Below are 14,122 nucleotides of genomic sequence, written 5' to 3'. Positions count from 1 at the left end.
TCTCCTATTGCCTAAAATACGAAATTTGAATATACTTATCATAATAATTATGAAACCGAAAGGGTAAACCCATCGTAAGGTGGGGGCGCAAAACCAAAGGTCCGGCACATGCTTTAAGAGAATGCTGAAAGTAAGGCTAACGAGATTGGGTAGAAAAGTTCACACTTATAGCAGAAAAACTTAAGTAAATCATGTGACGGATAGCCGGGTTGCCGACTCGCTTAGGAGTGATTAATTGCCTGAACGGGCCTCTTTTAGAAAGAAGCAAGGAGGAACGATGCGTGCTTGGTGCTGTAAACGCAAGCTAAATAAAAATAACTCGAGATCTTGTAGCTGCCTGATTTCCTCCAAGAACTGGCGGGCAAGACATCAGGATGGCTCGATTCCCTCCATAGAGATTGGCGGGCTCAAGAATCGAGCAACTACTGTTATTTTTCTTGTTTTTTTCCTATCAACCCCACTTCTTTCCGGCACCGGAACAGAAAGCTTACAATTCCTAAAAATAAAACCTTCAGCTAGAGTAGCAAGTATTGGAGACGGGTATGCAGGATTAGCTGATGATTCTAATGCTTCGTTTTATAACCCCGCAGGTCTGGCCAGATTAACAACTCCGGAAATATCCCTCATGCATTTGGCATACATAGGTGAAACCGGCTACGAGTACGCTGCAGGCGTGATCCCTGCCGGAAAAAATATGACACTTGGAGCTTATGTGATTTATCTTAACTATGGGAGTATAACCAAAACAACTGAAGATACTTCGGGAGTATATTCCGGAACAGCTGGAGCTTTTAACCCGAATAATATAGCAGGCGGTCTTTCGATTGGATATAAATTAGGAGAAAGTTTAAATGTTGGAGCCGGTTTGAAATATGCTTCAGAGGATATCGACGGAAGCAGTGTAAACGGGATAATGGGAGATGTCGGAATATTATATAGAATAGAGGGAGTAGGTATCGGAGCATCACTAAGCAATATCGGAGGAAACGTCGGATCAGATGTCTCTCCGATGCTGGCAAGATTAGGATTGTCCGCGAAACTTTCAATAATGAGCGATGATGACCTGACAGTAGCCTTAGGCGGAAGTTATATATTAGCAAGTTCAAAAACAGTAGAAAGTTTCGGCGCTGAGTATTGCTATGATAATTTTGTAAGCGTCCGCGGAAGCTATGGGATTGGCTATGACGTAAATAATGTAAACGTAGGAGCCGGAGTAAAACAAAACCTGGACGGAATGATCTGCAGTCTTGATTACAACTTCAGTTTATTCGGAGATTTGGGAAGTGCGCATAGAGTGTCAGTGGCAGTGAAGTTCGGAGAAGAAACGAAACAAAGCAAGAAAAGCAGTGGAAGCAGAAGAAGCAAAAGCAGTAAGTACAGGAAATAAAGAGAAAGCTTGAGCAACGACCGGTAGTTTGGTCGGTGCAAAATCTGCCATGCTTTAGGGCGGAAACACAATAGATAAACAAAAAAAGGAAAAGAGTATGCTTAAAAAAATAGAACAACTTTTTAAATCAACAAGATTGCCTTCTCTTCTTTTCCTATTCTTGCTTCCTTTGCTTTGTTACTCGGATGATTGGTTAAACCCGCTTCACGATGTAACTCACACCGGGAAAAGCTCGGATATAATAGTTCCACCGTTTGATTTAAAGATTAAATACAGAGAGACAGTAACAACAAATAATTACTGTGGATCAATTGTTACGATAACCGGTTTTGGCTACCCTGTATGTAAAGGTAATAATCTTTCAATAATGTGGGGATGGGGCAACGGAATCTGCGGTTATGAATTAAATACAATGAGAAGGCTCTGGTATAACCCAGACGGGACGTGGGGATCCGATACTTATCCGTGCATAGGCGGGGAAAACAATCAGTATGTATTTGCCGGCTTAGGTCACGGGGGATGGTATCAATGGGATATTCAGACAGGAGGTCTTGCAAGAAGCTGGCAGCATATGCCTGTTCACAGAGGCAGCAGTGTTTTCTATAACGGATTTTTTTACGGCATATACGGTCTTGATGACGGGAATTCTCAAGCTATCACCTGCGGGGCTCCTTATCCGGTTGAAGATTATTCCACTTCTCAGGGACTTTATAAATGGATAAGGGACGCTGCACAGGAGGCCTACAGTACACAACCGTTTAAATTGGAGGCTCCTTTTTCCGGTTATTTTAATGTTCCGAATGCGTATATTTGTATTCCTTGTGTTGCCGAGGATACCGTATATTACTCATGGTACGGACATCTTCACGCGGTTGACAGAGAGACCGGAAACAGCAAATTTGAAGTTGGCAAACCCGATCAATTTATGCCTTCGTTTTGTTATGAGAACGGAAAGATTTATTGCACAGGAACAGAAGGTGGAAATACTTACAGAGGCAGTATAAATTATCAGGGTATATTGTATTGTTTGGACGCAAAAACAGGTAATGAAATATGGCGTTATAACTACGCAGAAGGATTGAAGTTATATGACTATAGTATTCCTTTTGTTAATTGTGTATATCCGGCCATCAATCTTGTACATTCGGTGTCATCACAGCCTATAGTAGCTGACGGCGTAGTGTATTTTGGCAGTAAAGACGGGTACTTTTTTGCAGTAAATGCAGCTACGGGAGAGTTGAAATGGAAAACGAGAACGGAAGGGAAATTTAGTTATGTTCAGACCTCGTGTATTTCCGGAAATACCGTATATTTTACTACCTGGAACAAAGGAGTGCTGTATGCGTGCAATAAAGATACCGGAGAGATAGTCTGGAGATTCTATAATCCCGATAATGTAGATTTTGGGCCTGTCATAATTGCGAATAATAAATTAATAGTTACCGGAAAATACGGATATGTATATATTTTTGAAGAGGCGAGTATAAATGCCGGTTTAATACAGTCGCCAAAAGTAACATTGCCAACCATTGTTAAAAGAGGAGAAAGTTTTAATATAAAATGCAAAGCATCGCCTTCAGTATCCGGATGGACGGCCGGTTTAAAAAAATTAAACACCACGGTTAATCTTACTGTAACCGCAAGTTATGATACGAGCAAGGCATTATGGAATATAACGGCAGCTGTTCCGGGAAGCGCGTATGAAGATATGTACGATTTATATGTGAGTTATTCCGGCGGTAATGATACTTCGGTAAATTCCGTCAAGGTTATAAAAGAGATAAAAAGCGACTATTATTTTATACATATATCTGCGCCGACGCACGGAATGGGAAAAAGTGATTTAAATACAATGCTTGACAACATAAAGCTGATTAATCCTGAGTTTGTAATAATAACAGGAAATATTTTAGGATCAAGCAGTGAGAGTAACTTTCAGTATTTGACTGAAACATTAAGAAAATATAATGTGCCTGTGTATATGGTGCCTGGAGATACGGATTGTTCCGGTCCTGCTGATTCAAACAGTCATAAATTATGGGAAAGCAGCATAGGTGCGAGGTATTTTAGTTTCAGCTACGGTGATCATAAGTATGTCGGTGTTGATACAACTGACGATAGCGGAAAAATTGGAAGTAAACAGATGGACTTTGTGAATAGTGAACTGCAAGGCGGATATAGTTTCAAAGGAATATTTTACAACAGGGATGATAATAATCAGATACCGGTGATATGTGATAATTTAGGCGTAAATGCCGCGTTAAGTTTTGCCGCTAATGCCAATACGAGTACAGGTGTTACCCCGACAATTTATTTAAAAACAACAAGCTCATGCCAGATATCCGGAAATACAAATAGCGGATATCTTAGAATTATTAAGGTTTCCAATAACAGAATGCCGTCGTATAATTTAAATTACTTATATTATTTTGGCGCATACAAGCCTGTAGTGGAAAGTATTTTATCGCCTTTGTATGACGGGACATCTTCTCCTGAAGGAGAAGCGAAGGCAAAGACCGCGAAGTTTTTAAATCATACTGTGGATATTTTAAATAATTGCAGATTAGATTTTGTGCTGCCGGTTTCAGGGTCATATATAACGCATCCCGGGGAGATATTAAGTATAATAAACAGGGGTGACGGATATTATAATGTTTCTGTTAAATATTCTTCGGATAAAGGAGTAGATTGGTCGAACCCATATATAATGTTCGTAAATGCCGGAATTTCCGGAACTTCTACAGTCGTGTATTGCAGTGATATTACATTAAAGAATGAATTATCCATGTATTCTGTTGAGAGTCTTTCGGATACTCCTATGCGCGAGTATGTCAAAGCCGGAAGAACGTATTTAAGGATATTTACAGCGGATGGTATCTGGCCTTCGTTTAAAATAAATCAGAAAGGAAGCATGGATTTTCTTGCCGGAGATACAGAGAAGCTTGATAGTACAGGGCTGGTTTACAGGGGATATTATGATGTTGTAAAAGATAACGGGAAAGAATACATAGACGGGGATGCCAAAACGGATGTACTGTCAGCGGGAAAGATTATATCTCCTGAAATAGGTAATATTATCAGGATAAAAACAGAAACACCGACACCATATATGAAATATTGCACATATCCTTCCGGCGGGACGGGAATTTCTGTTATGGGAGAAGCTGTAGTAAATGAACAAGTGGATTATTATTCGGCTTATATTAAAACTGTTTATGTGGAGCGTAAAACACTGCCTTTAGGAGATTGGCAGTCAGTATATGTAGGAACAAACAATTGTACTTGGAAGGATACGACAGCGGTATCAGGTACAACCTACAGGTATAGAATGGCCTTAGCCGATGCATTAGGCACAATGAGTCAATATACCGATGAATATGAAGCAACAATGGGAGGTCCTGCTATTTCAGGTACTTCCGCGGTGACTACAACAAATACAGCCGTAATATCCTGGACAACAAATATAGCAAGTACAAGCCAGGTGGAATACGCTGTTTATTGCCCGACAGGTTACTATTCAGTTAATAATACTTATGGAGATGTATCAAGATGGTCGGATCTGTTTGTATCTCCGGAGTACAGTACTCCGGTAACTACCCATTTGGTGACCTTAACCGGATTAAATCTTTCAACGAAATACGGGTACCGTGTAATCTCAAAAGACGCGTCCGGATATGTAAATAGTTATGGAAGCAAGAAGTATCCGTTTTTATATTTTACAACAGCCGGGAATTCAACTACCGCTGTAGGAATGGAGGGAGATACCAGCCCGTCTTGTGTATTTCCGGGAGATATAAGCAAAATTACAATATACGGACTGGATGGTACAGGAAAAAGAACATCATTTCCCTGGAATTCGGTTATGACTTACGAGGTGACTGCCGGCGGCGGAGCAGTAGATCCTTCATCTACGACAAATTCATATTTCACGCAATTAATAACAGGACCAAATGAAGGAGTAAATACAATAAGAGTCATAAAAACATCAGGAACAAAACTTACATGTTTAGTAAATGTAACGGCTGCTGTTCCTGACCATTATAAATTTGTAACGCCTTTGACCGTAAAAGCGGGCGCGATGGCAAATATTACAATTACCGCGTACAGTGATGTTGCTGAGACGGTAATATTGCCCGTAGTGAGCACTAATATAAAAATAGGTTTAAAAGCAATGATGGGGGATGTTCCGACAAATCCCGCCGGTGCGGAATTACTCAGCCCGAGTATAGGGCTCAGTAACGGAACAATGACAGATCTTTTCGGATATACAAAAGTCGAGACCGCGGGGATCAGAATTAAAGCGGTGGATATAAAAGGAAAAACAGGATTAAGCGATGTAATAACTGTAATAGCGGATGATACAAAACCTTCAAAAGTAGAAGGTACGCCTTCCAAGGAACAGGCCGCCGCGGGGGAGGTAGTTACAATAAGAGGGAAGGTGCTTGATATATATGGTAACCAAATAAAAACAAGCGGGACGGTAATAACTTTTGCAGTTACACAAGGAACCGGAACTTTAAGTTTGAGTACGGCGGTAACGAATACAAACGGGGAAGCAGCTGTTACACTTACCATAAACGCGAACGAAGTAAATTCTGTTCAGGTTAGCAGCGGTAGTTTAATAAAGAGTAATGTTATTGTAAGAGCAAATACCATTTCCAGCATAGGCTTAACACCTGAAACGATAAGTTTAAAAGCGGGAACAAGATGCAATATTTTAATTGAGCCGAAAGACGGAAGTAATAATCCTGTGGCGGGTCTGAAATTAAATGTAAAAATCACAGCCGGAGGAGGAAATTTAGGATTGGATTTTGTGGTGACCGATGAAACAGGAAAAGCAAGCGTTAGTTATGTTGGTAATACGGTTTTGGTGTTAAATACAATCAAAGTGGAAACAACAGATACTCTTGTGTTTGCGCAAACTGATATAACAACAATAGCCGGAGACACAGATCATTATACTGTCAGTGTTCCTTCACCGGTAAATATTAATACGAATTTCACGGCTGCAATTACGGCAAAAGACAGATATGAAAATACTTCGGCCGCGAACAGCAGTATTAATATAGCTCCTGTCATGTATGATTCCGTATCTTCACCGGCTGCAGGATCATTAAGTGTTGTTTCGGGAACATTGTCATCCGGAACGATAACAATTACGAATGAAACTTATAATAAAGCGGAGAAAATAAAAATACGCGTAACTGACAATAATAATGTTATAAGTTACAGCGATACCGCGGATGTGAGAGCCGGAACTGTTTCAACGATTGAAACAGTATTCAGAAAACCCTGGACATTCGGGACTGCGAATATAATATTGAAAGACTGTTCGACAAGTATCGCGACTGGAGCATCTTTAGAATTAATGTCATTTTTAAAGGACGCGAGCGGGAATCCGGTGGGCAGCACTAATGTGACATACACTAAAAATATCGGTACACTTTCAAGCACGGTATTGACAACAGACAGCATGGGATTAGCCAGAAATACTTATACAAGCGCAGCGGGAACCGGAAATATAACATTAAGCAGCGGAGTGTGCAGCAGTACCGTCTCAATAACCGGATTGGCTCCCGCGCAGATTACAGAGCCATCTAACCCGGTAATAACAAACCTGAGCAGTTCTACCAATGAGTTTTATCCGCAGTTAAAAGACGGTTCCGGCAATCCCATCTCTTATGGAACAGTTAATTATACTAAACTAAGCGGTACGGGAACCATAGCAACTTATAATCCGGCTCCATTAAATAAGACTTCGACTTCTACAACAACTTTATCATCATATATTACTGATAACAATGGGAAGTTGCATCTTGGACTTTCCGATATGAGCTATGGATCAACAACTGTGGTTTCATTGTCTGCCGGTTCCGGCACTATAACACATATCTTAACAATTACAAGATTAGGGTATAGTTTGGTTAACACAACAGCGCAGCCCGCGGGTTTATGCGGTCAAAGTTTACAGTTAAGTGCGAGAGTAACAAATTCTTCAGGTCAGGGTGTAAACGGGCAGACTGTTAATTTTACGGTAGCCGGCGGCGGAGGAGGTTTAGACAACTCCAGTGCCGTAACTGATAGTTCCGGAACTGTAACGGTGAATTTAACATTAGGAGCTAATGAAGGATCCAATATAGTAAATGCGGAATTTCAGGGAATTGTTACTTCTGTATTTTTAACAGGAGTAAAAATAGGAAATATTACGCTTACCTGTGATGATTCGATAATGCCGAATACAGCAGCTGTTTTAAAAGCAAAGATATTTGATCTTTTAGGAAACCCTGTACTTTTTTCAGGTTTTACGATTAACTTTTCAAAAGTGTCCGGGGGAGGTTCTTTAAGCGCGAGTAACGCGGCGACAACTTCAACGGGAGAAGCAACGATTCAATATACCGCGGGAGGAACTCCGGGAGCAGTAGCTTTAAGCGCGTCAGCCGCGGGAGTTACGGGAACTGCCGGTTTAAATGTAGTCAGCGCGGGAAGCCTTGAATTAAGCGCATATCCGGTAATATTGTTGAATAATTCCGGAAGTTCGGATATTACCGCAATTTTGAGAGACAGCAGCGGGTATCCTGTTAAAGGAGGCACAGTTTCATTTAGCGTAGTAAGCGGGACAGGCAGTTTTAGTTCTGCATCAGGTATATCAGATGCATTTGGAGTTGTAACAACAAGGTATCAAAGTGTTACCGCTTCGGGAAATAATACAATCAGGGCAGCTTGTTCTTCCGTAACTAAAGATATTACAATACAGAGTATAAGTTCCCTGCCTGCAGGGGCAAAATTAAAATTAGTTGCGCCTTCATCTCTGCAAACAACAACTTCTACTTCGCTTAACATTCTGGAAAAAGATATATACGCCCGGGTAACGGACGGAACCGGTGCCGCGATAGGCGTGGCAACTACTCCGGTAACGTTTATTGCGGGTTCCGGAACCAGTTTTAAAAAATACGCCTCCTCGACCTGGTCATCCGTTACAACGATAACTTCGGCAACGGATGTTTTGGGAAAAGCGGATTTTACCGGTGCCGGGGCTACGTATCTTTATTTTTATCCTGTAATAGGGCAGAATACAATTACAGCCGTCTCCGGAGGATTGATTTCAGGTACTGTAAATATTCTGGGAACTTCAACGAGCCCTTATATACTTCAATTAGCTTCAGATCCTTCCAGTGTAAAATTAAACAGCAGCAGTATAATAACCGCGAAGCTGACCTCGGGTTCGGTTGCTGTTAAGGATAAACCGGTTAACTTCAGTCTGGGCGGAGCAGGTTCTTTATCGTCGACATTGGCAACAACGGATATTAATGGAGAGGCAAGAGTTGTTTTATACTCTTTTAACAGTGCTGATATAAATTATGTTGTTAATGCAAATAGCACGGACAATTTAAACGCTTCAGTATATTCCCAGTTAACGGTGCCGACGGGAAAATCTACTGTGGAAAGTTTTATGCTGGAGACAGCATCTTCATCTTTGATAAATCAGCCGTTTGTCGTGAAAATAAAAGCGTTGGATATAAACGGGGCGCCCGCGGTATTATCCGGCTCGGTTCCGGTAACATTGAGCGCGGTATTAGCCGGTGATGAAGTAACTCCGGGGAGCGGGAGTTTAAGTCAGACAACGGCAGTTATAACAAATAACGCGGACAGCTCGGTAACGATATCAATAACATACACTGCGGCGGAAAATATTAAAATAAAAATCAGCGGAGCCGGAAAGAATAGCTTAAGCGGTAAAATCTCATTTACCCTGTCGGCATCAAGCATGACGCTTACAACTCTTCCGAAATCATGCCTGGCGGGTCAGATGGTTGTTGTGGAAGGAATAGTAAAGGATGCCGGGGGCCGGGGTGTTTATAACAACAACGTAACTTTAACATCAACGGCAGGAACATTGAATATTTTGAATTGCACAAGTGATTCTGACGGTAAATTCAGCGCATTATTGACATCTCCAAGCAGTGTAACAACAACTGTAGTTTCAGCGGCATCAAGCGCAATAGCTGCGACCACAATTTTAACAACTACATCAGCAAGCGGTATTGCGTCTTATGAAGTAACCGCCCCTGCTATAGCTGACATTGGAGGGTTTTCATTATACATAAGAGCGAGGGATAGCAGTGGAAATACAGTGCAATGCTCACCTACGGTTGGGCTGACTGTAATTACAGGAACAGGCACACTGGGGATAATAAATGTAAGAATAATAGATGGTACAATGACATTTACCAATACGTACAGCAAGGTGGAAAATCCTGTGGCAATAAGAGTAATAGATGGTAATAATAAGCTGGGAACATCGGGTGTCATAAATATGGCAAACAGCATGCCCATTGTCACAATTATAACCCCGTCCCCCGCAACAAACCTTCAAATAAATACAATAACAATAACGGGGCAAAACTTCTACGCCGGTACTTCCAGTTCCTGTGTCACTGCAGTAAAAATCAGATTGGGGACAGACACCGGCTTATCCGGCTGGACATGTATTTCTGACAGCGTAATAAACAGCGCGGTAGTTCCGTTAAAAACGAAAGCCGGAACGTATGATGTGATAGTTGCCTCAACCCAGGGAAGCAATACAAATTCAACAGGGAAGTTAATATTAACAACAACAGCGCCGGCTATAACAACAATAACCCCGAACACAGGGACATATAGCCAGAGCGTAACATTATCGATAGCCGGTTCCGGATTCTTTGGCGGGACAAACAGCTCTGATGTGAGTAGTATAAAGGCAGAAACAACAACTATAACAACCGCATATAGTGTAGCTTCAGATACAAGTATAACCGGAGTAATAATACCGGGCACATTGTTAGCCGGAACATATAATGTTGTAGCAGCAACCGGAGGAGGAAACAGCGCAGGTGTTCCATATATAGTAACAGCTCCTTTGCCTGTAGTATCAACTATTACTACAAATACAGGAAATAATAATGTAAATAATACAATAAAGATAACAGGAAGCGGATTCTTCGGCGGAGCCGGAAGTAATTGCGTAACTATGATCCAGTTAACAGGAACTTCAACATTAACAATAACGAATACATACAGCGTAATAAGTGATACGGAGATACAAAATTCAATTATTCCGTCAGGTTTCGCAGGCGGGACGTATGATGTAAAAGTAACGACTTTAGCCGGAATAAGTTTAACAAGTGCGAATAGCAAATATACATTAGTAGGAGTAACAGCGCCTGTAATAGCAACGATAACTCCAAACACTACAGGATATAGTCAGAGTGTAACTGTGACAATAACCGGAAGCAGTTTCTACGGAGGGAAATCCTCATCGGATGTGACGGCAATTAAACTGTATACCAGCCCTACGACTACAACAATAACAGGATATAGCGTACTAAGCGATACAGCGATAAACAGTATTGTAATCCCGAATACAATAAACGCCGGAACGTATCAGATGAAAGTAACAAGCAGTATGGGAGAAGGAAGCGGAGTAGATTTTGTAGTAAATCCGCCTGCCCCTGTAGTAACAACTGTGGTTTCAAACAGCGGATACAGGCATCTGACAAACACAATAGGAATATATGGCAGCGGATTCTTTGGCGGGTTAGGATCAAACAAGGTAACAATGCTTCAGATGACGGGAGCGTCAACGGTAACAATAACAAACGCGTACAGCGTGGTAAGCGATACGGAGATACAGAATGCGGTAATAAATGCAGGAATAACAGCGGGAACATATGATGTAAGAGTCACAACAGACGGAGGAACAAATACAACCAGTGCAATAAAATATGTTGCATTGGCAGATACCACAGCGCCTACAATCGTAACGGCAGTGGTAAATACCGCCGCAGTAAATATAACATTCAGCGAGGACGTGTCGTTATCGACGGCAACAATAAAAGGGAATTACAAAGTAGCGTCACCCACGGGAGGAGCCGCTACAGACCTGACGAGCGCGACATTAACGTATGCGAATAATGTAGCGACAATAACCGGAGTTTCATATACGCAAGGGAATACATTTGCGGTAACAGTAACGGGAGTACAGGATCTTGCAGGAAATGCAATAGTAAGCGGCAATGTGGTAGCCGGAACAGTAACGATAGTGGATGTAACTGCGCCTACCGGCTGTAGTATTGTAGTGAATGGAAATGCAGTATATACAAACAGCACAAATGTAACCCTGACATTGTCTGGAACAGACAGCGGATCAGGAATGGGACAGATGCAGTTTAGTAATACCGGATTGGCCGGAAGCTGGTCAACACCTGAAGTATATGGAGCAATAAAAGTGTGGACGCTGGCAACTGTGGACGGTAGTAAGACAGTCTATGCAAAGTTTAGTGATAACGCAGGGAACTGGTCAACAGCGGTAACGGATACGATAATATTGGATGGAACCGCGCCGACAAGCTGCAGTATAAATGTTAACTCCGGAGATTCCTATACAACAAGTACAAGCGTGACATTAACGTTGTCGGCATCAGACGGGACCGGAAGCGGGTTGGTAAGCATGCAGATAAGCAATAACGGAAGCAGCTGGACTGATTATGCGTATGCGACAAGCCAGACATGGACGTTAATAGCGGGAGACGGAAGTAAGACTGTTTCTGTAAGATTTAAAGATAACGCAGGAAATTGGAGTTCGACTGCGACGGATAGTATAACACTAGATACAGCATTGCCTACAAGCTGCAGTGTAAGTATAAACGGAGGGGCGCAGTATGTGAAAAGTACGGCAGTGACATTAACATTGGCGGCAACAGCTACAGGAAGCGGTCTTGCAAGTATGAAGATAAGTAATGATGATAGCACTTGGAGCGTGTATGCATATGATACAAGTAAAGCTTGGAGCTTAAACGGAGTAACAGAGGGAAGTAAAACGGTGTATGCAAGGTTCAGCAATAATGCAGGCAACTGGACAACGACTTCAGTAACAAATGTAATAACCTTGGATACGATTGCGCCGTCAGGGACAATAATAATAAATGGAGGAGATTCTTATACCTCAGTGCCGGTGGTAAATTTAACATTAACAGCTGATGATGGAACCGGGAGCGGATTAGCGAATATGCAGTTTAGTAATACGGGATCGGCCGGAGACTGGTCTTCCGCGGAGAGTCTTAGCTCAAATAAATCCTGGCCTTTGTCATCCGGAGACGGAGAGCAAACAGTATATGTAAGATATACGGATAATGCGGGGAACAGCATGGATATAACGGATACTATAACATATGATTCAACAGGACCTGAGGGAAGTTTAATTATAAACGGCGGAGCTTCACATACAAGAAGTGCGGTTGTAACATTGGATATTTCGGCGACAGATGCTTTGAGCGGAATGAATCAAATGCAGTATAGTGAAGGCGGCACTGTCTGGTCCGGTCTGGAGGCGTATGCTGCCGGAAGCAAAGTAATAACCCTGAATAGTCAAAATGAGAATAAATTAATAAATGTCAGATATTTCGATAATGTAGGAAATACAAGTACGTGTGTACAGACAATTAAACTTGTAACAGTTAACAGACTTGTTGTACAGGCAGAAAGCGAGGCTATAGTCGGAACAACGATCAATATAAGTATTGCTGCCTATACCGATAGTACGCCGGTGACGGGATATTTGGATAAGATTAAATTTGTCTCAACAGATACAGCTTCAAGCGCGATAAATGATTATCAGTTTACCGAAACAGATTCAGGAAAAGTTACAATAAACGTTTCACTTGGTACTATAGGAAGGCAGGGCTTTAGGGTCATTGATAAAGATTTTGGCGATATTACCGGCGAGGTAACGGTGAAAGTATATCAGGCGGCGAGCGTTGATGGAACAAGCGGGACAATAATAACTAATGCTGACGGAACAAGAGTGGAAATACCGGGAGGAGCATTTAGCGGAAGTAAAAATGTGGGGTTTACAATTACCGAAAATCCTCCAAGCGCGGGAACGAGTTATAAATACAGGGATACAGTAAAGCCGATAAGCAGGGATTTTGGAGAACTCGATACAAGCACTAATCCGTGGACCTTTAAGCCTATGATCTTTGAGTGTGCAGTACCTGTGTCAATACCCTACACATCGGCTGAAATAGGCGATATAAACGAAAATAACTTGAGAATGTTTTATTATAATGAAACAACCGGCAAATATATATTGGTAGAAGGTAAGCAGGAGGTAAAGGGCGGGAAAGTAACCGCGCAGGTAAATCATTTTAGCACTTATAGAGTACTTGGGACATATGTCAGCAGTAATTTAAACAATGTGATAGCTTATCCGAATCCGTATAGCCCTAATGGCGGAGCTGACGGTAAATTAAAGTTAATCAACCTGCCCATAGATTGTACTGCGACAATATATAATATAGCCGGAGAGAAGATAAAGGAGATAAAAGAATCAGACGAAGGAAACTTGGGTTGGATGGATTGGGACGGAAAAAATGAAAGTAATGAACCGGTAGGCAGGGGTGTATATTTGTATGTGGTTATTGCGCCGGATGGTTCAAAAAAAATAGGTAAGGTAGGTTTGATAAAACCATAAAATCATACACTCTATTAAATAAAGGAAATATAAACCAATAAATAGCAATATAATCATATGAATAGCGGTCTGGTCGGATTGACAGAATATTATAATGTGTTATACTTTAGCAAGAGGAGCAAGAAAATGATAAAAGCAATAAAAATCATGATTTTTGTTGGGTTTGTCATTTTCTGTGATATTTATAGACAATCACTTGAAATTCAACGAGCGTGAGCTCGAGGGAT

2 protein-coding genes and 1 other annotated feature are annotated in these 14,122 nt (G+C 41.5%); both genes read left to right on the top strand.

Annotated elements, in window-relative coordinates:
- The first annotated feature begins 52 nt into the window (after positions 1-52).
- Positions 53-217, top strand: a binding site (cyclic di-GMP riboswitch class I).
- A gap of 60 nt (positions 218-277) precedes the next feature.
- Positions 278-1,387: a hypothetical protein gene (locus A2536_04760; protein ID OGF46915.1), complete on the top strand. Its 1,110-nt coding sequence runs from the start codon at positions 278-280 to the stop codon at positions 1,385-1,387.
- A 97-nt stretch (positions 1,388-1,484) separates the two neighbouring features.
- Positions 1,485-13,895: a hypothetical protein gene (locus A2536_04755; GenBank protein OGF46914.1), complete on the top strand. Its 12,411-nt coding sequence runs from the start codon at positions 1,485-1,487 to the stop codon at positions 13,893-13,895.
- The last annotated feature ends 227 nt before the right edge of the window (positions 13,896-14,122 follow it).

It is taken from the genome of Candidatus Firestonebacteria bacterium RIFOXYD2_FULL_39_29 (assembly GCA_001778375.1).
In the GTDB taxonomy this organism is placed as follows: Bacteria; Oederibacteriota; D2-FULL-39-29; order D2-FULL-39-29; family D2-FULL-39-29; genus D2-FULL-39-29.
Note: the sequence above shows the minus strand (reverse complement) of the source record. Positions and strands in the feature narration are given on the sequence as shown.